Origin of the sequence: Salinibacterium sp. SWN248, from assembly GCF_015864575.1 — a bacterium.
GTDB lineage: Bacteria > Actinomycetota > Actinomycetes > Actinomycetales > Microbacteriaceae > Rhodoglobus.
This window is the reverse complement of record NZ_JADYWW010000001.1, coordinates 1,750,735-1,774,424: the sequence shown is the minus strand read 5'-3', so window position 1 is coordinate 1,774,424 and position 23,690 is coordinate 1,750,735. Positions and strand designations below refer to the sequence as shown.

Below are 23,690 nucleotides of genomic sequence, written 5' to 3'. Positions count from 1 at the left end.
AAATAAAAGACGTAGGCGGTCACGCGGACCGACACACAAGCCTATCAGAGGATTAGGCAGCACGCGCGGTGTAGCGGCCGGAGTCTTTTGTGATGATGAGTTCGAGACCGAAAGCGGCACTCAAGTTCTCTGACGTAACAACGTCATCGATCTTACCCGCGCTGTGCACGGAACCCTTGGACAAAACCAGCGCGTGGGTAAATCCTCGCGGAATCTCTTCCACGTGGTGCGTCACCATCACGATTGCTGGCGCGGTATCTGCCTGAGCGTAACCGCTCAGGAGTTGAACTAGTTCTTCACGCGAGCCGAGGTCGAGGCTTGCTGCCGGCTCATCGAGCAAGAGCAGTTCTGGGTCGGTCATCACGGAGCGTGCAATCTGCACCCGCTTCTGTTCGCCATCGCTCAGATCGCCGAAGCGACGTTCTTCCAAGTGCGAGAGACTCCACTCGGCGAGCACGCGACGTGCACGACGCACGTCGACATTCTCGTACTGCTCGTTCCAGCGACCCGTCACCGAGTATGCCGCGGTCAAGACAACATCGAGAACACTCTCGTTGCCGGGAACGCGGCGGGCAAGAGCGGTCGAGGCGAAACCAATGCGCGGACGCACATCAAATACGTCGGAGGCGCCAAGAGTGCTGTCGAGCACCGTGACCTCTCCCGAACTTGGATGAATCTGAGCGGCGGCCAACTGCAACAGCGTGGTCTTGCCTGCCCCGTTGGGACCGAGAATCACCCACCGATCGGAAGCTTCTACACTCCAAGAAACAGAGTCGAGGATCGTGTTGCCACTACGAGTGACGGTGACGTCGGAGAAGGTGAGAACGCTAGCCATGATGTGTTCATCCTATTGCTTTGCTGGCTCCCATGGGCGAGGCAACGAGGGCGATCCCGATAGTCTGACGAGTGAAGTCGTGCGGTTCTCGAAACCCACGACATGAACCGTCGATTGAAGGGTCCTCGCCTTGGCACAATTTCTCGTAGTTTTTGACGTCGACTCCACGTTAATCGAGAACGAAGTAATCGAGTTACTCGCTGCGCGGGCAGGGTCCGAGCCAGAGGTGACAGAGATCACTACGCGGGCGATGAACGGGGAACTTGACTTCGAAGAGAGCCTTCGAGCGCGAGTAGCGACCCTGGCTGGGCTGCCCGAGTCAGTGATTGCCGAGTGTGCTCGCGACATCCGCGTCACGAACGGCGCTGAGGAGCTCATAGCTGGCGTCAAAGCGGCCGGCGGCCGTGTTGCAGCAGTTTCTGGCGGTTTCCATGAGCTTCTTGATCCTCTTGCCGCGCGTCTCGGTCTGGACTACGCCCGCGCTAACCGCCTCGAAGTGAAGAACGGTCTGGTCACGGGCGCTGTCCTCGGCCCCGTGATCGACGCTCAGGCCAAAGCAGACTCGCTGCGAGAGTGGGCGGCCGACTCCGACACTCCCCTGTCTCGCACCATTGCGGTCGGTGACGGCGCCAACGATCTATTGATGATGGCCGCTGCCGCTCTTTCCATCGGCATCACGGCTAAGCCGATTGTGCGAGCGAATGCTGACGTGCACATTGACACGCGCGACCTCAGCGCGGTCCTACCGCTATTGGGCCTCCGTGGCTAGAGACTCGAGAAAGAAATCTCGCTAGTGGCCCATTCCTAGTCCGCCATCGACGGGGATGACCGCGCCTGAGATGTAGCCGGCATCGTCGCTGGCAAGCCACGTGATCGCCTTTGCGACTTCAGCGGCCTGTGCAAAACGGTTCGCGGGAATCTGCTTGAGGTAGGCATCCTGTTGTTCGGCAGGCAACGCCGCGGTCATGTCGGTCTCGATAAAGCCGGGAGCAACAACGTTGGCGGTGATCCCCCGGCTGCCGAGCTCACGGGTGAGAGACCGAGCGAGTCCAATTAGTCCGCTCTTGGAGGCGGAATAGTTGACCTGGCCGGCAGAGCCGAGCAGGCCGACAACACTCGAGACGAGGATGACGCGGCCAAAGCGGGCCTTCATCATGCCTTTGGACGCACGCTTCACGACGCGGAAAGCTCCAGAGAGGTTGGTGTCGATGACATCGGTGAAGTCGTCATCACTCATGCGCATGAGCAGCATGTCGCGGGTGATTCCGGCATTCGCTACAACGATCTCGACGGGGCCGAGCTTGGACTCAACCTCGCTGAAGGCAGCATCGATGCTTGCGGCATCCGTGACGTCTGCGGTCACCGTCAGAGTGCCCTCTGGGCCCGTGCCCGAGCGGGCGGTGACGGCCACGCGGTAGCCCTGAGCCACAAACTCTTCGGCAATTGCTCGGCCAATACCGCGGTTGCCACCGGTGACGAGAACGATTCGTGATTCAGTTGCTGTGGTGCTCATGGTTCCCAGCATATAGTCGCCAGCAGCGGCGTAGGCTTAGGGTGCAGTCACCTCGGCAACCTAAGAAAGCCCATGAACACTCCTGAGTCGATCACGTCGCTCCCTGAGCGGCCCGATGATGAACGGCGTCGCCGTGTCATCAACTACTCCATAGCTATGGGGATCCGCATCGTGTGCGTCCTGCTGTGCGTCTTCGTGCGGGGGTGGTGGCTTGTGCTGCCCGTGCTTGGCGCTGTCGTTCTCCCGTACGTTGCCGTTGTGATGGCCAACGTCGGTTCCCGGCGTGGAGACACTGTCACTACGCCAGGCCAATTCGCGTTGACCTCAGGTGACTCCTTCAGCGCACAAGGAACGGATGAGGCCGCTCGGTGATCGGTGAGAGCGGCCCGAGCACACAACAGTGTTCGCGCGCAGGGTGCACAGCGCCCGCGCAGTGGAATGTTAACTGGCGAAATCCGCGCATCCACGGCTTGGATCGGGTGAAGGTGTGGCTTGCGTGCAATGACCACGTCGCCTACCTCAGTGAATATCTAACAACCCGCAATTTTCCTGTCGTAGTGAGCGATCTCGCTGAGGCCGTTTCTGTGGTTCCTGATGGGAGCGGCGCATGAATCGGTGGCGCTTTGCTTTTTCTCGCCGGTGGTTTGGGTACCTAGCCTTGGTCATCGCCTTCGCTATCGGCTGCGTTTTTCTCTCACACTGGCAGTTTGACCGGCGGGAGGAAGCGGCCGCTGAAGTTGCGCGCGTCAGTGACAACTGGGACGCAACGCCCCAGGATCTCGCGAGCGTGATGCCCGAGCTCGATGAGTTCGATGTCGACAACAAGTGGATGTCGGTGGCAGTCACTGGGGAATACCTGATTGCTGAACAACTTCTTGTGCGCGGGCGACCGTATGGTGGCCAGCCGGGATTCGAAGTGCTCGTACCTTTCAAGCTCGTCAGCGGCGAAATTATTGCTGTCGACCGCGGATGGGTTCCGTCGGGAAACAGCCAAGACGAACCCGATTTTGTGCCCGCTGCCCCCACAGGACAGGTTGATCTTGTTCTCCGACTCAAGCCGAGCGAACCAACGGTCTACAACCGCTCAGCGCCCGAGGGGCAGATCGCGACCATTCACTTGCCGACCGTTGCGGAACTAGTGGGTGAACCAACCTATGTCGGCGGGTACGGCCTGTTGGCGTCTGAGTCTCCCGCGGTGGCCGATATGCCACTGGCCTACCCGAAACCTCTCCTCGATGAGGGCGCGCATCTCTCCTACGCCTTCCAGTGGGTCGCTTTTGGCGTGCTTGCTTTCATTGGGCTCGCCTGGGCTGTTCGTCAGGAGTATCGTCTCGTCAACGAACAGGATCCCGCTGAACGGGAGCGCGCTAAGAAGCGTCGCGACAAGGCAGTGAAACGCGGTCCTACTGATGCGGAAATCGAAGACGCGATCCTCGACGCCTAAACAGCACCCGACGCTTCTGCTCGCGAAAGAACTCAGCGTGCGGCGTCGCCGCCGCGGTCCCCTAGCTAGGCGAGGCTGATGAGGTCGGCGTAATCCTTGTTCCAGTGGTCCTCGATGCCGTCAGGCAAGATCAGAACGCGCTCAGGATTCAAGGCTTCGACAGCGCCCTCGTCGTGGCTTACAAGTACAACAGCGCCCGTGTAGCTCGCAAGAGCACCGAGAATCTCTTCACGGCTCGCCGGGTCAAGGTTGTTAGTGGGCTCATCGAGGAGGAGCACGTTGGCACCACTGACGACGATCATTGCGAGAGCGAGACGGGTCTTCTCTCCACCAGACAGCACGCCGGCTTGCTTCGTGGCGTCATCCCCACTGAACAGGAAGGAGCCGAGAACTCGACGCGCTTCCATCTCAGTGATGTTCGGCGACGACGACACCATGTTTTCGAGAACAGAGCGCTTGACGTCAATGGTTTCGTGCTCTTGAGCGTAGTAGCCAATGCGCAGGCCGTGACCAGCTTCGACTTCACCGGTGTCTGGCTCGTCGACGCCGGCCAGCATCCGAAGCAGGGTTGTCTTTCCTGCACCGTTGAAGCCGAGGATGACTACCTTCGAACCGCGATCGATCGCAAGGTCGACGGACGCAAAGATTTCGAGCGAGCCATAGCTCTTGCTGAGGTTGTGGCCCATGAGCGGCGTACGACCACAGGGAGCAGGATCGGGGAAGCGCAGAGCGGCAACGCGATCAGCGGTCCGAACATCGTCGAGACCGGCAAGCAGTTTCTCGGCGCGAGCAACCATCTGGTGAGCAGACGCCGCCTTGGAGGCCTTGGCCCCGAAGCGAGCAGCTTGAGCCTGAAGGGTCGATGCCTTCTTCTCGGCGTTGGCACGTTCCTTCTTGCGGCGTTCCTCATCCGACTGGCGCTGGCGCAAGTAGTGCTTCCAACCCATGTTGTACTGATCGATCAGCTGGCGGTTCGCGTCAAGGTAGAAGACCTTGTTGACAGTGTCTTCGACAAGCTCAACATCGTGGCTAATCACGATCAGACCGCCGCTGAAATTCTTGAGAAACTCGCGCAGCCAGACAACAGAGTCGGCGTCGAGGTGGTTTGTGGGTTCATCGAGGAGCATAGTGTCTGCGCCCGAGAACAAGATTCGAGCAAGTTCGATGCGGCGGCGTTGACCGCCCGAGAGCGTCGAGAGCTGCTGGTCGAGAATGCGGTCGGGAAGGCTCAGATTGCTCGCGATGGACGCCGCCTCAGCCTCGGCGGCATATCCGCCCAAGGCCATGAACTGATCGTCGAGCTTGCCGTAACGATCCATCGCAGCGGTGCTCACCGCTGCATCGCTGCTGCCCATCTCGTCCTGCGCCTGGCGCATCTTCAATACGATGCTGCCGAGGCCGCGAGCATCAAGAATACGGGTGCGGGCGAGGTCTTCCGGATTTCCGGAACGGGGGTCTTGTGGGAGATATCCGATCTCGCCGGTGCGCTCAATCTTGCCGCCTGTGGATTCGAGTTCCCCGGCGAGCGTCTTAGTGAGCGTGGTCTTGCCAGCGCCGTTGCGGCCAACCAGCCCAATTTTGTCTCCGCGATCGACACGGAAGTTGACGCCCTGCATCAGCATGCGTGCGCCAACGCGCAACTCGAGATCATGCACAGCAAGCACGGCAAAACGTCCAAATCTTGGGGGTTGGGGTTAGTGGGCGACAGCACCAACCAACTAGTCTACTTCCTACCATCCACTGCGCAGTGCAGTTCGGAGATTAGAGAGGCAAGAGGCTGCCATCGTGAGCATCGCTACTCGATTGTTCAAGCCAACTATTGTTGATCTCATCTTCGGGCCGAATTGGGCGGCGAGCGTCATCTACGTTGTGGCTGGAGCGGGGCTCACTGCGCTGGCTGCGCAGTTCGTGATTCCTCTGTACCCAGTTCCGATTACCGGTCAGACACTCGCCGTCATGATCGTAGGACTCTCATTGGGGGCAACTCGGGCAGCCCTGGCGATGGTGCTCTACGCCGTGCTTGGCGCGCTGGGGCTCCCGGTTTTTAGTGACGCTGGCGGAGGGCTTGACGTACTGACGGGCACCGGAGGCGGCTACATCATTGGTTACATCGTTGGCGCCTGGCTGATGGGCGCGCTTGCCGAGCGGCGCTGGGATCGAACGTTCTGGAAGACAACAGCAGCCGCAACTCTGGGAACGGCGGCCATTTACGCAATGGGACTGCTGGGATTGGCACGGGCGTTGACCGGTCTAGGCCGCGAGTACACCGTGCTGGACCTCTTCGATGTCGGCATCACACCGTTTCTGGTTGGCGCAGCAATCAAAGTGATCCTCGCTGCGACGGTGCTCTCCTACGCGTGGAGAAAAGCCCTGCAGCACGATGACCGTGCTGCAGAGCCCAACTAACAAGCTCCGGGATCTGCGAGGCGCAGAAACCTACGTTAGATCGAGAAGCCGAGAGCCCGCATCATGTCGCGACCATCGTCAGTAATCTTCTCTGGACCCCACGGGGGCATCCAGACCCAGTTGATCCGAAATGCCTCTACGACATTGTCGAGCGACTGCGCAATCTGCTCTTCGATAACGTCGGTCAACGGGCAACCCGCGGACGTAAGCGTCATGCTGATGATCAGTGCGTTGTTCTCGGGATCCCAGCTGAGGTCGTAGATGAGTCCGAGGTCAACAATGTTGACCCCAAGCTCAGGGTCTACAACATCTTTGAGAGCCTCTTCAACCTCGTCGAAAAGGGCGGGCGCCAAAACAGTAGACATACGCCTACGCTACGCTCGTGTCGGTCAAAAATCGATCATAACCTTCGTTTTCAAGGCGATCTGCAAGCTCGGGTCCGCCCTGTTCAGCAACACGACCATCAACAAAGACGTGAACGAAGTCGGGCTTGATGTACCGAAGAATGCGCGTGTAGTGAGTGATCAGCAGCAGCCCGAGACCTGTTGCTTCCTGCGCGCGGTTGACACCCTCGGACACAATCTTGAGGGCGTCGACGTCAAGGCCGGAGTCTGTCTCGTCGAGAATCGCGAAGCCTGGCTTGAGCAGTTCAAGCTGGAGGATTTCGTTGCGCTTCTTCTCGCCACCGGAGAAGCCTTCGTTGACATTACGGTCGGAGAACGCCTTGTCCATACGCAGTGCCTTCATCGCACCGTTGACTTCCTTGATCCACGGGCGAAGCGCCGGAGCTTCGCCAGCAAGAGCGGTCTTCGCCGTGCGCAAGAAGTCAGCGACCTTGACACCGGGAATCTCAACCGGGTACTGCATCGCGAGGAAGAGACCCGCGCGAGCGCGCTCGTCGATGCTCATGTCGAGCACCTCAACACCATCGAGCGTGATGGAACCGCTTTCGACGTGGTACTTGGGGTGACCCGCAATTGTGTAGGCAAGCGTGGACTTGCCCGAACCGTTAGGACCCATGATGGCGTGAGTTTCGCCCTGCTTGATCTCAAGATTGACGCCCTTGAGGATCTGCTTCGTGCCCTGCTCGGTTTCGACGCTGACGTGCAGGTCTTTGACTGACAGTACTGACATTATTTCTTTCCTTAATGGTCTCGTATGGAGAGCTATTAGCTCTCGATGGCGACGGTGTCCTCGGGGTCGATGTGGACCCCTCCGTCGTCGTCGATCTTCACTACAAAGACCGGTACAGGTTCATAGGCGGGCAAGCTCAACGGCTTACCGGTGTCGAGCGAAAAGAGTGAGCCGTGGGCCCAGCACTCGATGGCTCCGTCTTCGACGAAACCTTCCGCAAGCGAAATGTCGCCGTGAGTGCACGTATCGCCAATGGCATGGACCTTGCCGGCAGAGTCTTTTACGACACAGATTGGTGTGCCCTCAAGCTCTACGCGGTAGGCCTTGTTGGGTTCGAGTTCGTCGACGCCACACACGCGCTGAGCGGTCACGAGATGGTTCCTTCCAGCTCCGCCTCAATGGCGGTGTGAAGGCGGGCTTCGAGCTGCTCATCGCCGACCTTCTGAACGATCTCAGAGAGGAAGCCGATCACTACCAGACGTCGTGCTTCTGACTCGGAGATACCGCGAGCCTGCAGGTAGAACAACTGCTCATCGTCGAAACGGCCGGTTGCGCTAGCGTGGCCGGCACCCTGGATGTCGCCAGTCTCAATCTCAAGGTTCGGGATCGAGTCGGCGCGCGTTCCCTCGGTCAAAACGAGGTTGCGGTTCTGTTCGTAGCTATCGGTGCCGGCAGCGTGAGGGCCGATGAGGACGTCTCCGACCCACACGGTGCGTGCTCCAGTGCCCTGAAGTGCACCCTTGTAGCTGACGCGGCCGCGAGTCTGGGCCGCTTCATGGTGAAGGTATACACGCTGTTCTAGATGCTGTCCCGCATCCGCAAAATAGAGACCGTAGAGTTCGCCGTCGGCGCCTTCGCCTGACAAGTGCACCGACGGGTTGACGCGAACGACCTTGCCACCAAGCGACACGATCGTGTGCTTGAGCGTGGCTGAGCGTCCGACCTGTACGAAATGACTCGCGAGATGGATGGCGTCGTCTGCCCAGTCCTGAACACTGACAAAGTTCAGCGTTGCGCCTTCTTCAACAACGACCTCAACGTTCTCGCTGAGAAGTGCGGAGCCAGTGGACTCCACAATGACGGTGCCGTTGCTGTGTGGGCGCGCGGTAATCACGATGTGGCCGGCGCGTGCAGTGCTGCCCAACTCTGCGCGAGAGATTCGCACGGTTGAGTGCTCTTCGCCCGTAATGGTGATGGCGAGGGCCTGCTCGAAGTTGGTCCACGCATTGGCGGAGGCACGCTCTTCTGGCGCGCCTGCCGAAGCAATGCGCGAGTCGTCACGCGCTACCCACTCGACACTGATGCCCTCAGGGGCCTCGGTGTCGATCGCGTAGGGAGCGCCGTCAAGTGCGTCGTCAAGGAGCGGTTTGATGAGCTTCACTGGCGTGAGCTTCCACTCCGCTTCTAGCCCGTTGACGGGAGCGAAATCGGTGTGTTCGAAAGACTGAGGGCGTGCTGAGCGAGTCTGAACGGGAACGAAGCCTTTTTCGCTTGCGTCCCATCCACCGTCGCTGTGAGCCGTGAGTCCGTGCTGTTCTGGTGTAACGACGGTCATTTAGCCGACGGATCCTTCCATGCTCAGTTCAATGAGCTTATTGAGTTCGAAGGCGTACTCCATGGGCAGTTCGCGCGCGATGGGTTCGATGAAGCCACGCACGATCATCGCCATCGCCTCATCTTCTTCCATGCCGCGCGACTGGAGATAGAAGAGCTGTTCGGCGCTGACTTTCGAAACGGTTGCTTCGTGGCCAAGCTGAACGTCATCCACTCGGATGTCAATCGACGGATAGGTATCGGAGCGCGAAATAGTGTCGACCAATAGGGCATCGCAGCGAACGGTGTTTGCCGAGTGATGAGCCTTTTCGTCAACGCGGACTTCACCGCGATAACCGGCACGACCGCCACCACGCGCCACAGACTTCGAGACGATCGAGGAGGTCGTGTACGGCGCCATGTGGATCATTTTGGCTCCGGCGTCTTGGTGCTGACCGGGGCCGGCGAAGGCAACCGAAAGGGTTTCGCCCTTGGCGTGCTCCCCCACCAGGTAGATCGATGGGTACTTCATCGTGACCTTGGAACCGATGTTGCCATCGATCCACTCCATGGTTGCGCCTTCGTGAGCGATAGCGCGCTTGGTGACGAGGTTGTACACGTTGTTTGACCAGTTTTGAATCGTCGTGTAACGAACGCGAGCGTCCTTCTTCACGATGATCTCAACGACGGCCGAGTGAAGCGAGTCCGACTTGTAGATCGGAGCCGTGCAGCCCTCAATATAGTGAACGTACGAACCTTCATCAGCGATGATCAGCGTGCGCTCGAACTGGCCCATGTTCTCCGTGTTGATACGGAAGTAGGCCTGAAGCGGGATCTCAACGTGGACGCCCTTGGGCACGTAAACGAAGGAACCACCCGACCACACGGCGGTGTTCAGCGCAGCGAACTTGTTGTCGCCGGCGGGGATTACCGTGCCGAAGTACTCGTCAAAGAACTCGGGGTGCTCGCGCAGCGCCGTGTCAGTGTCCATGAAGATGACGCCCTTGGCTTCAAGCTCGGCGTTGATCGAGTGGAAAACAACCTCGGACTCATACTGTGCAGCAACTCCCGAAACCAGACGGTTGCGCTCTGCCTCCGGAATACCCAGCTTCTCGTAAGTATCGCGAATATCTGCGGGGAGGTCCTCCCACGTCTGCGCCTGCTTTTCAGTGGAGCGCACAAAGTATTTGATGTTGTCGAAGTCGATGCCCGACAAGTCGGCGCCCCACTTCGGCATCGGTTTGCGACCGAAGAGCTCAAGGCCCTTGAGCCGCAATTTGAGCATAGATTCAGGCTCGTTTTTAAGCGTAGAGATGTCGCGAACGACCTCTTCGTTGATGCCCCGTCGCGCAGAGGCTCCCGCAACGTCGGAGTCAGCCCAGCCAAACTCATACTGGCCCATGCCATTGAGTTCCGGACGATCGATCAGCACGTCGGACATTGGTACCTCTTTTCCTGCCCCTATCAACCAAGGTGGCTGCGTTGGCATTCCTTCGCACAGCACTTTGCCGGGAATATTTAGTGGGGCCGCATGCGCTGTGTCACAACACTGCGCGGGCGAACTTAGACTGAAACAGGACGAGCGAAAGATTCTCTCGCTGTCAACATTGACTTCCCGGCGTGGGCTGTGTTCCTGAACGCAATCCATTCTACAGGCAGAAGCCCGAAATAACAGGAGGTACGGCCGTGAACGCCGTCATCGCACGATTGCCCCAATCTGTAGACGCTCGAGTGAGAATTTTTGCAGTGGCGACGCTAGTCATCCAAATACTGATTGTGGCGACGGGCGGGGCCGTTCGATTGACTGGTTCTGGCCTCGGTTGCCCTACTTGGCCGCTGTGCACCGACGCATCTCTCGTGGCAACCCCGGAGATGGGGCTGCACGGCGCTATCGAATTCGGCAATCGACTGCTATCGATCATCGTGGGGTTCGTCGCCATCCTGATGGTTCTTATGGTCCTGCGAATCCGCCGTGAACGTCGCGACCTGATGTCGCTCGCTCTTCTGATCCTCGGCGGCACCGTTCTCCAGGGACTCATCGGTGGGCTTTCCGTGCGCGTTCAGCTCGACCCCAGCATCGTAGGCGTCCACTACGCGATCTCAGCGATCCTTGTCGCGGTGAGCGCGGCCCTCGTCTATCGAGTCTGGACCGGGCTTCGTGGGACCCAGAGTGAAGTGTCGCGCCCCGTCACGATCGTGACCCATGTGACGAGCCTCTTCGTCGCGTTGACGATCGTTGCCGGTATTCTCACGACCGGTGCTGGTCCGCACGCGGGCGACGATGGCACGGCGCGCAATGGTTTGGATGCGGGCATCCTGCAACACGTCCACAGCTGGCCGGGCTATGTGCTTCTCGCCACGACTCTCGCGTTGGTGATTCTGCTCGCCAAGGGCGGCCACCGTCGAATCCTTGACTTCGCAGTGATTCTGCTCGTGCTCGAAGTCGTTCAGGCCACAATCGGAATCATTCAGTCGCGTAGTGGACTGCCGATCCTTCTGGTCGGTAGCCACATGGTTATTGCTTGTGCAATTGCGGCCGCTATGACGGCCGTAGTGCTCTCGCTGCGCCCCAGCGTTACGCAGCGAGCGGCAGCCGACGAGAAGTCGTTCGCCACAACGTAGCCCGCGAGGTGCGACCCGGTGTTGCTGTGTCTGCTAGAACGGCAGCAGCGGGTCGATGCCCACCGCGAGGAATACGAGCGTCAGATAGCTGATCGAGCTGTGGAATACGCGCATAGCTTTGACGTCTCCATGACGGATCGCCGTCGAGTACAAACGGTGAGATTCGATAATGAACCAAGCGCCGCTCAGGCTCGCAACGAGCGTGTATACGATGCCCATGTCAGCAACCGGTACAAGAAGCAACGAGCACGCGACGGTTGCCCAGGCATACAAGATCACCTGAAGGCCGACAGCGGCGCGGCCACGAACGACAGCGAGCATGGGAACGCCAACAGATTGGTACTCAGCCCGGTACTTCATTGACAACGGCCAGTAGTGCGGAGGCGTCCAAAGGAAGACAACGGCGAACAAGATCCACGCTGCCCACGAGAGATCGTTGGTGACGGCAGCCCACCCAATAAGCACGGGCATGCAACCGGCGATGCCACCCCAAATGATGTTCTGGGGTGTACGACGCTTCAAAAGAAGCGTGTAAATGAAAACGTAGAAGAGGATCGCGAACAGCGACAGCGCTGCTGCAAGCCAGTTCGTGAGCAACCCGAGCCACACAACCGAACCAACTCCGCTGATCCACGCGAACAAGAGAGCCTCGCGGTCGCTGAGCTCACCTGTCACGAGAGGTCGGTTCTTGGTGCGGGCCATCACTCGGTCGATATCGCGGTCAATGTAGCAATTGAAGGCGTTGGCCGAGGATGCGCTGAGAATTCCGCCGACCAAAGTAGCCAATACCAGCCACAGACTAGGGATTCCGCCAGCGGCGAGGACCATAACGGGCACGGTGGTGACGAGCAGAAGCTCGATGACCCGCGGTTTGGTGAGCGCAACATAGGCGCGAATCTTGCGAAGGATGCCAATGCGTTGCTGCTGCGTGGGGGCTTCTAAAGTGACATCCATATCTACGATTCTAAACCGCATAACAAAAACTGCTGACCGTCGCCGTAGCGAGGGAGCGATCATGTACTGGGTTCCCTATACTTGGGGTGCCCGCCTGTCGGTGGCATGCTCACGCGCACCACCAGTGCGCTGCGGCAAAACCACTGACCGAGCCAACGAAGGCGTGTGGCGGGTCGTTCACGTGCCGTAGCCATTTCTGGCTAGGCACTTCGCTTGCAGAAGGGTCATTATTCTCATGGCAGCTTTTCAATGGGATCACATCGACAACAAAGCGGTAGACACCGCTCGAATTCTGGCGGCAGATGCTGTTGAGAAGGTAGGTAACGGTCACCCCGGTACCGCGATGAGTTTGGCGCCTGCAGCGTACTTGCTCTTTCAGAAGGTGATGCGTCGTGATCCAAGCGACGATCAGTGGATTGGTCGCGACCGTTTCATTCTCTCGGTGGGCCACAGCTCATTGACTCAGTACGTTCAGTTGTACCTTGCCGGTTACGGGCTGGAGCTCGACGACCTCAAGGCTCTGCGCACGTGGGGCTCGCTCACTCCGGGGCACCCAGAGTACGGCCACACCAAGGGTGTAGAAATCACCACGGGCCCTCTCGGGCAAGGAATCGCATCGTCTGTCGGCTTCGCTTACGCAGCACGGTACGAGCGTGGACTGTTTGACCCTGAGGCTGAAGCAGGCACGAGCCCCTTCGATCACTTCGTCTATGTCATTGCCGGTGATGGCGACCTTCAAGAAGGCGTATCAGCAGAAGCTTCGTCCCTCGCGGGTCACCAGAAGCTCGGCAACCTCATTGCGATCTACGACAGCAACCAGATCTCTATTGAAGACGACACCAACATCGCCTTCACCGAAGACGTGAAGATGCGCTACGAGGCCTACAACTGGCACGTACAGGTCGTTGACTGGAAGAAGACCGGCGAATACGTCGAAGACGTCGAGGCGCTCAACGCCGCGATCGAAGACGCCAAGGCCGTCACCGACCAGCCTTCGCTCATTATCCTGCGCACCATTATCGGTTGGCCAGCCCCCAGTAAGCAGAACACCGGAAAGATCCACGGATCTGCTCTGGGCGCTGAAGAACTTGCTGGCACTAAGAAGGCTCTCGGCTTTGACCCCGAGCAGAGCTTTGTCGTCGACGACGACGTTATCTCTCACACGCGTCAAGCAATTGACCGCGGCAAGCAACAGCGCGCTGAGTGGACAGAATCCTTCGACAAGTGGGCTGCGGCAAACCCCGAGCGCAAGACTCTGCTCGACCGTGTTCTGTCTGGTACATTGCCTGAGGGCGTCGAAGAAGCACTCCCCCAGTTCGAAGCAGGCAAAGACGTTTCGACTCGTGCGGCAAGCGGCAAGGTACTCGGCGCCATTGGTGCGATCATGCCCGAGCTGTGGGGTGGCTCTGCCGACCTCGCCGAATCGAACCTCACCACCATCGCCGGGGCGAAGTCCTTCGTGCCGAGCGAGCACTCCACCGGCGAGTGGAGCGGAAACGAGTACGGCCGCGTACTCCACTTCGGTATCCGCGAGCACGCCATGGGCGCGATTATCAACGGCATCGTTCTTCACGGAAACACTCGTGCTTTCGGCGGAACGTTCCTGATCTTCAGCGACTACATGCGTCCTGCTGTTCGACTGGCCGCTCTCATGGGTGTGCCGTCGATCTTTGTCTGGACTCACGACTCGATCGCCCTCGGCGAAGACGGTCCTACTCACCAGCCGATCGAGCAGCTTGCTAGCTTGCGCATGATTCCTGGCATGGACGTAGTTCGCCCAGCCGACGCCAACGAGACCGCCTGGGCATGGAAGACCATCCTTGAGCGTCGTAACGGCCCAGCGGGTATCGCCCTCACCCGTCAAAACGTGCCCACATTCGATCGTGGGGATGCCGACGCGTCTGGCGAGACCTTCGCTTCCGCTGCGAACGTAGCCAAGGGAGCTTACGTGCTCGCTGAAGCGCCGAACGGAACTCCGGACGTAATCCTGATTGCCACCGGTTCTGAAGTGCAGCTCGCTGTGGAAGCGCGCGAGACGCTCAAGGCTGACGGAATCAATGCGCGCGTCGTATCCGCTCCTAGCCTTGAGTGGTTCGCCGAGCAGACCGCGGAATACCGCGAGTCCGTTTTGCCTTCTACTGTGCGTGCACGCGTATCGGTTGAAGCAGGAGTATCCACTGGATGGCGCGAGTACGTTGGCGACGCAGGTCGCAGCATCTCGATCGATCACTTTGGAGCATCCGCCGACTACAAGACTCTTTTCCGTGAGTTTGGAATCACCACCGAGGCCGTTGTGGCCGCTGCACGCGATTCTCTGGACGCCGTCTAGGCGCCCCAGATAAGGAGACAAGAAATGACTAACGAAACACCCACCGCAGCGCTCTCGGGCGTCGGCGTAAGCATCTGGCTCGACGACCTCTCGCGTGAGCGAATCAACTCGGGTGGACTCCAGTCGCTCATTGCTTCACGCAACGTTGTTGGCGTCACGACTAACCCCACGATCTTTGCCACGGCGTTGGCAAAGGGCGAGGCCTACGACGAGCAGGTCGCTGCTCTGGCGGCCAAGGGTACGAGCGTCACTGATGCTGTGTTCGAGATCACGACCGATGATGTTGCTGCCGCCAGCGACATTTTCCGCGCCGTATATGACGCAACTGACGGCCGCGATGGTCGAGTCTCGATCGAGGTTGAACCTGGACTGGCTCATGATGCCGCTGGCACGATTGCTCAGGCTCAGCAGCTCTGGGCGAAGGTTGCCCGCGAGAACGCAATGATCAAGATTCCCGCGACCGTTGAGGGCCTTGAGGCCATCACTGCAACGATCGCAGCCGGAATCAGCGTCAACGTCACCTTGATCTTTAGCTTGGCGCGTCACCGCGAAGTTATCGAGGCTTACCTCACTGGTTTGGAGAAGGCGAAGGCTGCCGGCCACGACCTTTCGAAGATTCACTCGGTCGCGTCGTTCTTCGTCTCCCGCGTCGACACCGAGATCGACAAGCGTCTTGACGCGATCGGTACCGATAACGCCAAGGCTCTCAAGAGCAAGGCCGGTATTGCAAACGCTCGTCTTGCGTACCAGGTCTACGAGAACGCCTTCGCTACGGAGCGCGCTCAGGCTCTCATTGCCGCTGGCGCAAACAAGCAGCGTCCGCTGTGGGCTTCCACCGGTGTGAAGGACCCGAGCCTGCCCGACACGCTCTACGTCACGGAGCTTGCCGTTGGCGAGACGGTGAACACGATGCCGGAGAAGACGCTTGAAGCGACCTTCGACCACGGTGTAATCGAGGGCGAGCAGGTCACGGCTCACTACGACGCGGCAAACTTCACTCTCGACGCACTCTCCGCACTCGGAATCTCGTATGACGAGGTGACCGCGCTGCTCGAAAAGGAGGGCGTTGAGAAGTTCATCGTGTCCTGGAACGAGCTGCTCGACACCGTGTCAGCTGCTCTTGAGGCCGCAAAATGAGTGTGAAGCTTGCAGTATCCGGTGCGGCGGCAGAAGCCGTCGACCGCATCGTTCCGCAGCTCGTCAATGATCTAGTTGCAAGCCGCATCACTGGCGGCGACGCAACTCTCTGGGGCCCTGCGGCCGAAGAAGAGTCGGCGAAGCGCCTGGGCTGGGTCGAAGCTGTTTCTGTCGGTCGGCCGATGATCGAGGACATCTACGCTCTGCGCGACAAACTGCGCGCCGACGGCGTGGATCACTTTGTCCTCGGCGGTATGGGCGGTTCATCGCTTGCCCCTGAGGTCATCACTCGCACGTACGGAGTTGAACTCACAGTTCTCGACTCGACAGACCCCGCACAGGTGCAGGCTGCCCTCGCGGATCGTCTTCAGTCGACGGCCGTCGTCATCTCGTCCAAGTCGGGCTCTACGCTCGAGACTGATTCCCAGAAACGCATCTACGAAAAGTTTTTCACGGATGCCGGAATCGACCCGCGGGAGCGCATCGTAATCGTCACCGATCCCGGTTCGCCGATGGATATCGCGGCTCGCGCTGCGGGATACCGCGTGTTCAACGCTGATCCCAACGTCGGCGGCCGTTACTCGGCGCTCACCGCCTTCGGACTCGTTCCGTCTGGACTGGCTGGTGTCGATCTGACCGAGCTTCTCGACGAGGCCGAAGCCGTCATGGTTGAGCTTGCTGTCGACAACGAGAGCAACCCTGGCCTCGTGCTTGGCGCTGCGATTGCAGGAACTGACCCACTGAAAGACAAGCTCGGCATCGTGACCGACGGAACCCACATCCTCGGCTTTGGAGATTGGGCTGAGCAGCTCATCGCTGAGTCGACGGGAAAGCTCGGCAAGGGACTTCTTCCCGTTGTCCTGCGCACTGACTCCCCCGAGGTCATGGAAGGTTTGGATGACCTCCAAATCGTTCGACTCGTCGGAGACTGGGACGACACCAAAGAGGTAGCAGAGGGCGAGATTGAAATCGCTGGTTCGCTCGGTGGACAGTTGCTGCTCTGGGAGTACGCCACTGTCGTCGCTGGTCGCCTTCTCGGCATCAACCCCTTTGATCAGCCCGATGTTGAGGCTGCAAAGAACGCAGCGCGGGAACTCATTGATAACCCGACTCCTCAGCAGGCGCCTGCCTTCTCGGTTGGCGACATCGAGGTTCGGGGCACCGAGGGCGTGGTGGCTGATAGCAGCGACCTCGCCGGAGTTGTGTCTTCGCTTCTGTCCTACCTCGATGACGACGGTTACGTCGCCATTCAGGTCTACGCCGACCGCACTGGCTACCCGGAACTTTCGGAACTTCGAGAGAAGACTGCGGCGCGCGCCAAGCGCCCAGTCACTTTCGGTTGGGGACCCCGGTTCCTGCACTCCACTGGTCAGTTCCACAAGGGCGGGCCTGCAATTGGTGTGTTCCTTCAAATCATTGTGGTCGAAGAATCTGATCTGCAGATTCCCGACCGTCCATTCACGTTTGGACAGCTCATCCGCGCTCAAGCTGCCGGTGACGCTAGCGTGCTTGCTGAACACGGCCGCCCCGTCTTAAGCCTCACGGTATCGAACCCGAAGGTGTCGTTGCCGCAGGTTCTCGACGCGATCGGATAGCTGCAGCACGTACGTGCCGCACGTAGAGGAGAAGTATGTCCCCCGTTGACATCAGTGCTGAATTCAATCCCCTGCGGTTGAGTTCTGACCGCAGGCTTAACCGTATTGCTGGTCCGAGCGCTCTGGTCATTTTTGGCGTAACCGGCGACTTGTCGCGCAAGAAGCTCATGCCGGCCGTCTATGACCTCGCCAACCGGGGGCTACTTCCCCCAGGCTTCGCACTCGTCGGCTTTGCTCGACGAGACTGGGAAGACCAAGACTTCGAGAAAGTCGTTCACGACGCTGTCAAACAGTACGCTCGCACGCCTTTTGACGAGGATGTGTGGAAGCAGCTGGCTCAAGGCATTCGCTTCGTGCAGGGTGAGTTTGATGATGCCGCTGCCTTCGAACGCCTGAAGGACACACTCTCCGACTTGGATAGTGAGCGAGGCACGATGGGCAACCACGCGTTCTATCTTTCGATCCCTCCGAAGTCATTCCCGCAGGTAACGGAGCAGCTCCGTAACTCCGGGCTCGCAGAACAGCGCGACGGGCAGTGGAGTCGCGTTGTCATCGAGAAGCCATTCGGTAGCGATCTCACGACGGCTCGCGAGCTCAATGACGTCGTTGAATCGGTATTCCCTCCCGACAGTGTGTTTCGCATCGATCACTATCTGGGCAAAGAGACCGTTCAGAACATCCTCGCGTTGCGCTTTGCCAATCAGCTCTTTGAGCCGATTTGGAACTCCAACCACGTCGATCATGTTCAGATCACGATGGCAGAGGACATCGGAGTTGGGGGCCGCGCCGGGTACTACGACGGAATCGGCGCAGCTCGCGACGTCATCCAGAACCACCTCCTTCAGCTTCTCGCTCTCACGGCAATGGAAGAACCTGTCTCTTTTGACGCCGCGGATCTGCGCGCCGAAAAGGAGAAGGTACTTTCGGCGGTTCGCCTTCCTGACAATCTTGGCGAGCACACCGCTCGCGGACAGTATGCCGGCGGTTGGCAAGGTGGCGAAAAGATCACCGGTTTCCTCGAAGAAGACGGGATGAATCCCGAATCCGAGACAGAAACCTACGCAGCGATTCGCCTCGACATTGGCACGCGTCGATGGTCAGGCGTTCCGTTCTACCTCCGTGCTGGAAAGCGTCTCGGAAGACGGGTCACCGAAATTGCCGTCGTCTTCAAGCGCGCTCCGCAGTATCTCTTTGAAGAGAGCCGCACTTCGGCGCTGGGGCAAAACGCTCTCGTAATCCGCGTACAGCCCGATGAGGGCGTCACGATTCGCTTCGGGTCGAAAGTTCCCGGCGCCGAAATGCATGTGCGCGACGTCACAATGGACTTCGGCTACGGCCACGCGTTCACCGAGGCCAGCCCCGAAGCTTACGAACGACTCATCCTCGATGTATTGCTTGGCGATCCGCCGCTGTTCCCCCGTCACGAAGAGGTCGAGCTTAGCTGGAAGATTCTCGATCCCATTGAAGAGTTCTGGGCAACGCAAGGCGCACCGGAGCAATACCGTCCAGGCACGTGGGGTCCCAAATCTGCCGACGACCTCATGGAACGCGATGGACGAGTCTGGAGACGACCATGATTGTTGATCTGCCCAACACCACAACCGCGAAAATCTCGAAAGCGCTCGTGCGCATTCGAGAGGATGGCGGTGCGGTCGCGTTAGGTCGCGTGCTCACGCTCATCATTGCGACCGAGTTCGGCAACGAAGAAGAAGCGATTGAAGCGGCAAACGACGCCTCGCGTGAACACCCGATGCGTGTACTGGTTGTGTCAACGAGCAGCGCGTCATCCGCTCGTGACGACGACGCTCGCGTTGATGCTCAGATTCGTGTTGGCGGAGACGCCGGTGCGAGCGAGGTAATCGTTGTCACCGCCCACGGAGATGCCGCACTCGACCAGGAGAGCCTCGTAACTGGATTGCTCCTGCCCGATGCTCCCGTCGTCGCGTGGTGGCCCGGTGAAGGCCCCGCTAGTGCTTCACAGTCACCAATCGGTCGTATTGCACAGCGCCGCATCACCGATGCGGCTGCCAGTACCAACCCGCTGGATGCAATGCACCGCATGTGCAAGACCTACGTACCTGGTGACACAGACTTCGCGTGGACCAGACTTACGCTGTGGCGCGCGCAGCTTGCCGCTGTGCTGGATCAGCCTCCGTACGAGGCCATCACCGCCGTCACCGTCAGTGGCGCCGCCGATTCCGCCTCCACGATGCTGCTCGCAGCCTGGTTGCAGATGCAGCTCAAAGTGAAGGTCACGCTGCACGTCGCTGAGGGCTCGCCTGTTCCCACCGGCATCCACGCCGTCATCCTTGAGCGAGCATCGGGCACGATCACGCTCGAGCGCAACATGGCCAACATCGCAACGTTGACACAGCCAGACCAGCCCGTGCACGACATTTCGCTGCCACGGCGCAGTCTTCGGGACTGCCTGGCGGAAGAACTCCGCCGCCTCGACCCTGACAGCCTCTTTGGTGACGTGGTTCGTCACGGTGTCAGCGAGATCACTGGGGTTCAGATCAACAACTCTACGAAGGCGAAGAGCGAATGAGTAACGAACGTCGTGCGATAGTCCACACCGATAAAGCGAAGCTGGCGAAAGCTGTTGCTGCGCGCTTTCTCTCGAAAGTCCCCCACTTCATCGCCGAGTTCGATGAAGCAACCGTGGCTCTTACCGGTGGAAGCATGGGGATAGCAGTTCTCGAAGCCATCAATAAGTCGTCCAAACGCGACGGCGTTGACTGGTCACGCGTTAACTTCTGGTGGGGCGATGAGCGTTGGCTGCCTGCCGGCGATCCCGAGCGCAACGATGTTCAGGCGCGCGCTGCTCTGCTCGATCACATCCCCGTCGACCCCAGCCGTGTCCACGCCGTCGCGGCATCCGACTCGGGTCTCACTCTGGATGACGCGGCTCAGGCTTATGCCAACGACCTCGCAGCTCACTCCGCACGTAACGGCAAGTACCCGAACTTCGACATCGTCTTCCTCGGGGTCGGCCCGGACGGTCACATTGCTTCGCTCTTTCCGGAGCGCGAAGGCATCCGTGAAACCGAGCGAACCGTTATTGCTGTGCGCAACTCCCCCAAGCCCCCTGACGAACGAGTGAGCCTCACGCTGCCGGTGATCAACTCTTCAGTTCGAATCTGGGCAGTCGTTGCCGGAAGCGATAAAGCTTCCGCTTTGGGACTCACTCTGGCCGGTGCCAGCTACAACGAGGTTCCCGCAGCGGGCCTTGAAGGCCGTCGCAAAACCTTGTTCTTTGTCGATTCCGACGCCGCAGCCCAAGTTCCGGCATCGTTGATCGATCCTGGGCAGTTCTGGACCAGCGCAGACTCCACGGACGAGCACTAAACCTCAGATGCGGTTTTAACGAACAGAGGCCCCAACCGATTCGGTTGGGGCCTCTGTTCTTAGGCTTGTGTCGACCGCACTATGCGATGTTAAAAGACCACGCTGACAGCGATCGTGCTATTCCGCGGTAGCCGTGCCACGACGGGTTCGAAGCTGCAGAAGAGCCTCATCGAGGAGCTCAGTCGCTTCGTCATCGCTGCGACGCTCTTTGACGTAGGCAAGATGGGTTTTGTAGGGCTCCAGTTTCGAAGCCGACGGCGGGTTCTCCTGGTCGCGGCCCGCGGGAAGACCGGACGACGGGCAATCAATCGTCGCGGGGATTTCGTCGTCGGGAACGTTCGCCGAGAACGACCTTACGGTTTCGTTCCCGAGAGCGTCCCAGTACGAGATCTGCACGCGTTCAGCGTGAAAACCACGATCTTGTTCCCCCATGGGGCCCGAGCCAACGCGCGACCCACGAATTGCACTTCCGCCTGCTGCCACTGTGTTCCTTCGTTTGCTAAAACTGGAGGTTCTTAAGCGCCGTTGTATTTGGTGATGAGACCGAGTACGACGATGCAACTGATCCATACGACGCCCAGGATCACAGTGATGCGGTTCAGGTTGCGTTCTGCAACACCGGAAGCACCCAGATTGGACGTGGTTCCCCCGCCGAACATGTCGGAGAGACCTCCACCGCGTCCGCGGTGAAGAAGGATGAGAAGTGTGAGCAGCAAGCTCGTAATGCCGAGCAATACCTGCAGCACAACTTGGAGAATTTCCACAAAGAACCTTTCGAACAGGCCGTTCCGGCCTCGAACAGTATAACGGCTAGGTGCCGACGTGCTTGGAGAAGCGCGAGATGCTGGCAAATTCCGCCACATCAAGGCTTGCACCGCCCACAAGAGCGCCGTCAATGTTGGGTTCGCGCATGAGGCTCGCAATGTTGCTTGACTTCACGGAACCGCCATAGAGGATTCGTGTGGCCGCAGCGACATCATCGCCGAGCACCTCGGCGAGGGTCTCGCGCAGTCGTGCCGCAACTTGCTCGGCCTGTTCAGGCGTCGCGGCCTTGCCCGAGCCGATAGCCCAGACGGGCTCGTAAGCAACTACGAGCTCTGGCGTGCCAGAGAGTCCAGCGAGTCCAGCGAGTCCAGCGAGTCCAGCCTTCAGCTGAGCGACGGGGACAGCGCTAGGACCGTGAGCTTCGAGGTCATCCGCGGTCTCGCCGACGCACAGAACCGGCACGAGGCCGTGCTTCAGCGCTGCGGCAACCTTGCGAGCAAGCTGCTCATCGGTTTCTCCGTGCATCGTGCGACGCTCGGAGTGACCGACCAGCACATAGCGGCAGTCAAGCGATGACAGGAACGCACCGGAGATTTCTCCCGTGTATGCACCCGAATCATGTTCGGAAAGATCTTGGCCGCCGAAGCGTACGTCAAGCTTGTCCGCTGCGACGAGGGTTTGCACCGAACGCAGATCGGTGAACGGGGGAAACACCGCAACCTCTGCACCGTCGACACCGAAGTCGTGATTTGCATCTTTCAACGTCCATGCCAACTTCTGCACAAACGCGATTGACTGAAGATGGTCAAGATTCATCTTCCAATTGCCCGCAATAAACGGGACGCGCTTTACCTTTGCCATCCAAGTACCTCCAGTCCGGGGAGCTGCTTGCCTTCGAGAAACTCGAGGCTCGCACCGCCACCCGTAGAAATGTGACCAAACTGGTCGTCGTCAAAACCTAATGCGCGAACGGCCGCGGCAGAATCGCCACCGCCGACAACGCCGAATCCATCTGTCTCCGTGAGCGCTTGCGCGACTGCCTTCGTTCCTGCCGCAAATGCTGGGAATTCGAACACGCCCATAGGCCCGTTCCAGAAAACAGTCTTGGAGGCCCGAATTACTTCGGCGAATCGAGCTGCAGTGTCCGGCCCGATGTCGAGTCCGATGCCAGCAGCACCGAACTCGGTGTCTTCAATCGCCTGAGCCGACGTTACTGTGTGAGCGGCATCCGGCCCGAACGAAGCGGCCACTGCAATGTCTGTCGGAAGAACAATCTCGACACCCAGCTCTTCAGCCTGGGCGATATAGCCCCTGACTGTATCGAGCTGATCGTTCTCAAGGAGGCTAGCTCCAACCTTGTAGCCCTGCGCGGCAAGGAAGGTGAAGAGCATTCCGCCACCAACGAGCAACGAATCAACGCGCGGAAGAAGCGCGCCGATGACGTCGAGCTTGTCAGAAACTTTAGAACCGCCCAACACGACCGTGTAAGGACGCTCTGGGGTTACCGTGAGGCGCTCGAGAACGCCAAGTTCAGTCTCGATAAGCAGCCCAGCAGCACTCGGGAGGGCCTTAGCCAACTCGAACACGCTTGCTTGCTTGCGATGAACTACTCCGAAACCGTCAGAGACGAACGCGTCGCCGAAGCGAGCGAGCTTGGCGGCAAACTCTTCACGTTCCGTCTCTGACTTTGAGGTTTCGCCGGAGTTGAACCGCAGATTCTCCAACAGCGCTACACCGCAATCGTCGAGCTCGGCAACCGCTTGTTCAGCGGCGTGCCCGACGGTGTCCTTAGCGAACACAACGGCTTTGCCCAACAGCTCCGAGAGCCGCTGTGCGACCGGCTCGAGGCTGTACTGAGCATCGGGCTCACCACCGGGGCGACCCAGGTGAGACACGATGACGACGCGAGCGCCCTCATTGATGAGTGCGTTGAGCGTGGGCAACGATGCACGGATGCGACCGTCATCCGTGATCTGGCCGTCCTTGAGGGGTACGTTCAGGTCGCAACGGACGATCACGCGCTTACCGCGCAAGTCGGGAAGCGTTGAAAGAGTTCTGAGGCTCATAGTCGTTGG

The 23,690-nt window shown here is 59.4% G+C and carries 24 protein-coding genes; 11 read left to right on the top strand and 13 right to left on the bottom strand.

Going from position 1 to position 23,690, the window contains the following annotated elements:
* Window positions 1-52: 52 nt before the first annotated feature.
* Window positions 53-835, bottom strand: a complete 783-nt coding sequence (locus I6E73_RS08455) for an ABC transporter ATP-binding protein (RefSeq protein ID WP_197105628.1) — start codon at window positions 833-835, stop codon at window positions 53-55.
* 130 nt (window positions 836-965) lie between these two features.
* Between I6E73_RS08455 and serB the strand changes: the two genes are divergently transcribed.
* Window positions 966-1,604, top strand: a complete 639-nt coding sequence (gene serB, locus I6E73_RS08450; protein ID WP_197124555.1) for a phosphoserine phosphatase SerB — start codon at window positions 966-968, stop codon at window positions 1,602-1,604.
* A 21-nt stretch (window positions 1,605-1,625) separates the two neighbouring features.
* Here serB and I6E73_RS08445 read toward each other — a convergent pair whose 3' ends face one another.
* A complete protein-coding gene (locus I6E73_RS08445) occupies window positions 1,626-2,348 on the bottom strand; it encodes a beta-ketoacyl-ACP reductase (protein ID WP_197105630.1) in 723 nt (240 codons plus the stop codon).
* A gap of 72 nt (window positions 2,349-2,420) precedes the next feature.
* On the opposite strand from I6E73_RS08445, the gene I6E73_RS08440 reads away from it, so the two are divergent.
* Both I6E73_RS08440 and I6E73_RS08435 read left to right on the top strand, forming a co-directional pair.
* Window positions 2,421-2,720: a DUF3099 domain-containing protein gene (locus I6E73_RS08440; RefSeq protein WP_197124553.1), complete on the top strand. Its 300-nt coding sequence runs from the start codon at window positions 2,421-2,423 to the stop codon at window positions 2,718-2,720.
* A gap of 235 nt (window positions 2,721-2,955) precedes the next feature.
* On the top strand, window positions 2,956-3,792 hold the full coding sequence (locus I6E73_RS08435; protein WP_197124551.1) for an SURF1 family protein: 837 nt from the start codon (window positions 2,956-2,958) through the stop codon (window positions 3,790-3,792).
* 65 nt (window positions 3,793-3,857) lie between these two features.
* Here I6E73_RS08435 and I6E73_RS08430 read toward each other — a convergent pair whose 3' ends face one another.
* Window positions 3,858-5,456 (bottom strand): ABC-F family ATP-binding cassette domain-containing protein, encoded by a 1,599-nt coding sequence (locus I6E73_RS08430; protein ID WP_197105633.1) that lies wholly within the window; start codon window positions 5,454-5,456, stop codon window positions 3,858-3,860.
* Window positions 5,457-5,577: 121 nt separating this feature from the next.
* Between I6E73_RS08430 and I6E73_RS08425 the strand changes: the two genes are divergently transcribed.
* Window positions 5,578-6,198, top strand: a complete 621-nt coding sequence (locus tag I6E73_RS08425) for a biotin transporter BioY (protein ID WP_197124550.1) — start codon at window positions 5,578-5,580, stop codon at window positions 6,196-6,198.
* 35 nt (window positions 6,199-6,233) lie between these two features.
* On the opposite strand, the gene I6E73_RS08420 is transcribed toward I6E73_RS08425, so the two are convergent.
* Genes I6E73_RS08420 through sufB form a run of 5 tightly spaced genes read right to left on the bottom strand, consistent with a single transcriptional unit; the run spans window position 6,234 to window position 10,306 of the window.
* A complete protein-coding gene (locus I6E73_RS08420) occupies window positions 6,234-6,563 on the bottom strand; it encodes a metal-sulfur cluster assembly factor (protein WP_100388990.1) in 330 nt (109 codons plus the stop codon).
* A 4-nt stretch (window positions 6,564-6,567) separates the two neighbouring features.
* Window positions 6,568-7,332 carry a Fe-S cluster assembly ATPase SufC gene (sufC, locus tag I6E73_RS08415; RefSeq protein WP_197124548.1) on the bottom strand — a complete coding sequence of 255 codons (765 nt, stop codon included), beginning with the start codon at window positions 7,330-7,332 and terminating at the stop codon, window positions 6,568-6,570.
* A gap of 35 nt (window positions 7,333-7,367) precedes the next feature.
* Entirely contained in the window at window positions 7,368-7,703 is a 336-nt protein-coding gene (locus I6E73_RS08410; protein ID WP_197124546.1) for a non-heme iron oxygenase ferredoxin subunit, read from the bottom strand.
* Entirely contained in the window at window positions 7,700-8,887 is a 1,188-nt protein-coding gene (gene sufD / locus I6E73_RS08405) for a Fe-S cluster assembly protein SufD (protein WP_197124544.1), read from the bottom strand. Before sufD ends, I6E73_RS08410 begins: the two co-directional genes overlap by 4 nt.
* Window positions 8,888-10,306, bottom strand: a complete 1,419-nt coding sequence (gene sufB, locus I6E73_RS08400) for a Fe-S cluster assembly protein SufB (RefSeq protein ID WP_197105638.1) — start codon at window positions 10,304-10,306, stop codon at window positions 8,888-8,890.
* A 305-nt stretch (window positions 10,307-10,611) separates the two neighbouring features.
* On the opposite strand from sufB, the gene I6E73_RS08395 reads away from it, so the two are divergent.
* Window positions 10,612-11,487 (top strand): COX15/CtaA family protein, encoded by an 876-nt coding sequence (locus I6E73_RS08395; RefSeq protein ID WP_307784258.1) that lies wholly within the window; start codon window positions 10,612-10,614, stop codon window positions 11,485-11,487.
* A 33-nt stretch (window positions 11,488-11,520) separates the two neighbouring features.
* Here I6E73_RS08395 and I6E73_RS08390 read toward each other — a convergent pair whose 3' ends face one another.
* Complete coding sequence (locus tag I6E73_RS08390; protein ID WP_197124540.1) at window positions 11,521-12,441, bottom strand: heme o synthase; 921 nt, start codon at window positions 12,439-12,441, stop codon at window positions 11,521-11,523.
* Between the two features lie 235 nt (window positions 12,442-12,676).
* Between I6E73_RS08390 and tkt the strand changes: the two genes are divergently transcribed.
* The 6 genes from tkt to pgl are packed head-to-tail and all read left to right on the top strand — an operon-like array spanning window position 12,677 to window position 20,850.
* The gene (tkt, locus tag I6E73_RS08385) at window positions 12,677-14,770 is read left to right on the top strand and encodes a transketolase (protein WP_197124538.1); all 2,094 of its coding nucleotides are present in this window, start codon (window positions 12,677-12,679) and stop codon (window positions 14,768-14,770) included.
* A 24-nt stretch (window positions 14,771-14,794) separates the two neighbouring features.
* Entirely contained in the window at window positions 14,795-15,907 is a 1,113-nt protein-coding gene (gene tal, locus I6E73_RS08380) for a transaldolase (RefSeq protein WP_197124536.1), read from the top strand.
* Window positions 15,904-17,502, top strand: coding sequence for a glucose-6-phosphate isomerase (locus I6E73_RS08375; RefSeq protein ID WP_197124533.1), 1,599 nt, complete (start codon window positions 15,904-15,906; stop codon window positions 17,500-17,502). Before tal ends, I6E73_RS08375 begins: the two co-directional genes overlap by 4 nt.
* Before the next feature lie 35 nt (window positions 17,503-17,537).
* The gene (gene zwf / locus I6E73_RS08370) at window positions 17,538-19,079 is read left to right on the top strand and encodes a glucose-6-phosphate dehydrogenase (RefSeq protein ID WP_197105644.1); all 1,542 of its coding nucleotides are present in this window, start codon (window positions 17,538-17,540) and stop codon (window positions 19,077-19,079) included.
* Window positions 19,076-20,050, top strand: coding sequence for a glucose-6-phosphate dehydrogenase assembly protein OpcA (locus tag I6E73_RS08365; RefSeq protein ID WP_197105645.1), 975 nt, complete (start codon window positions 19,076-19,078; stop codon window positions 20,048-20,050). The genes zwf and I6E73_RS08365 overlap by 4 nt, the downstream gene beginning before the upstream one ends.
* Window positions 20,047-20,850, top strand: coding sequence for a 6-phosphogluconolactonase (gene pgl, locus I6E73_RS08360; protein WP_197124531.1), 804 nt, complete (start codon window positions 20,047-20,049; stop codon window positions 20,848-20,850). Before I6E73_RS08365 ends, pgl begins: the two co-directional genes overlap by 4 nt.
* Before the next feature lie 117 nt (window positions 20,851-20,967).
* On the opposite strand, the gene I6E73_RS08355 is transcribed toward pgl, so the two are convergent.
* Genes I6E73_RS08355 through pgk form a run of 4 tightly spaced genes read right to left on the bottom strand, consistent with a single transcriptional unit; the run spans window position 20,968 to window position 23,681 of the window.
* Complete coding sequence (locus I6E73_RS08355) at window positions 20,968-21,333, bottom strand: RNA polymerase-binding protein RbpA (RefSeq protein WP_197124529.1); 366 nt, start codon at window positions 21,331-21,333, stop codon at window positions 20,968-20,970.
* A 32-nt stretch (window positions 21,334-21,365) separates the two neighbouring features.
* Window positions 21,366-21,614, bottom strand: a complete 249-nt coding sequence (gene secG / locus I6E73_RS08350; protein ID WP_197105648.1) for a preprotein translocase subunit SecG — start codon at window positions 21,612-21,614, stop codon at window positions 21,366-21,368.
* A 46-nt stretch (window positions 21,615-21,660) separates the two neighbouring features.
* On the bottom strand, window positions 21,661-22,476 hold the full coding sequence (gene tpiA, locus I6E73_RS08345; protein ID WP_197124527.1) for a triose-phosphate isomerase: 816 nt from the start codon (window positions 22,474-22,476) through the stop codon (window positions 21,661-21,663).
* Window positions 22,464-23,681: a phosphoglycerate kinase gene (gene pgk / locus I6E73_RS08340; RefSeq protein WP_197124525.1), complete on the bottom strand. Its 1,218-nt coding sequence runs from the start codon at window positions 23,679-23,681 to the stop codon at window positions 22,464-22,466. The genes tpiA and pgk overlap by 13 nt, the downstream gene beginning before the upstream one ends.
* Window positions 23,682-23,690: the final 9 nt, after the last annotated feature.

Bases quoted from the DNA above. Each gene is read 5' to 3' on its own strand.
- sufB (WP_197105638.1), bottom strand. From the start codon at position 10,306: ATGTCCGACGTGCTGATCGATCGTCCGGAACTCAATGGCATGGGCCAG.
- I6E73_RS08455 (WP_197105628.1), bottom strand. From the start codon at position 835: ATGGCTAGCGTTCTCACCTTCTCCGACGTCACCGTCACTCGTAGTGGC.
- I6E73_RS08375 (WP_197124533.1), top strand. From the start codon at position 15,904: ATGAGTGTGAAGCTTGCAGTATCCGGTGCGGCGGCAGAAGCCGTCGAC.
- I6E73_RS08440 (WP_197124553.1), top strand. From the start codon at position 2,421: ATGAACACTCCTGAGTCGATCACGTCGCTCCCTGAGCGGCCCGATGAT.
- pgl (WP_197124531.1), top strand. From the start codon at position 20,047: ATGAGTAACGAACGTCGTGCGATAGTCCACACCGATAAAGCGAAGCTG.
- tpiA (WP_197124527.1), bottom strand. From the start codon at position 22,476: ATGGCAAAGGTAAAGCGCGTCCCGTTTATTGCGGGCAATTGGAAGATG.
- I6E73_RS08435 (WP_197124551.1), top strand. From the start codon at position 2,956: ATGAATCGGTGGCGCTTTGCTTTTTCTCGCCGGTGGTTTGGGTACCTA.
- I6E73_RS08420 (WP_100388990.1), bottom strand. From the start codon at position 6,563: ATGTCTACTGTTTTGGCGCCCGCCCTTTTCGACGAGGTTGAAGAGGCT.
- pgk (WP_197124525.1), bottom strand. From the start codon at position 23,681: ATGAGCCTCAGAACTCTTTCAACGCTTCCCGACTTGCGCGGTAAGCGC.
- I6E73_RS08390 (WP_197124540.1), bottom strand. From the start codon at position 12,441: ATGGATGTCACTTTAGAAGCCCCCACGCAGCAGCAACGCATTGGCATC.
- zwf (WP_197105644.1), top strand. From the start codon at position 17,538: ATGTCCCCCGTTGACATCAGTGCTGAATTCAATCCCCTGCGGTTGAGT.
- sufD (WP_197124544.1), bottom strand. From the start codon at position 8,887: ATGACCGTCGTTACACCAGAACAGCACGGACTCACGGCTCACAGCGAC.
- I6E73_RS08365 (WP_197105645.1), top strand. From the start codon at position 19,076: ATGATTGTTGATCTGCCCAACACCACAACCGCGAAAATCTCGAAAGCG.
- tal (WP_197124536.1), top strand. From the start codon at position 14,795: ATGACTAACGAAACACCCACCGCAGCGCTCTCGGGCGTCGGCGTAAGC.
- I6E73_RS08445 (WP_197105630.1), bottom strand. From the start codon at position 2,348: ATGAGCACCACAGCAACTGAATCACGAATCGTTCTCGTCACCGGTGGC.
- tkt (WP_197124538.1), top strand. From the start codon at position 12,677: ATGGCAGCTTTTCAATGGGATCACATCGACAACAAAGCGGTAGACACC.
- sufC (WP_197124548.1), bottom strand. From the start codon at position 7,332: ATGTCAGTACTGTCAGTCAAAGACCTGCACGTCAGCGTCGAAACCGAG.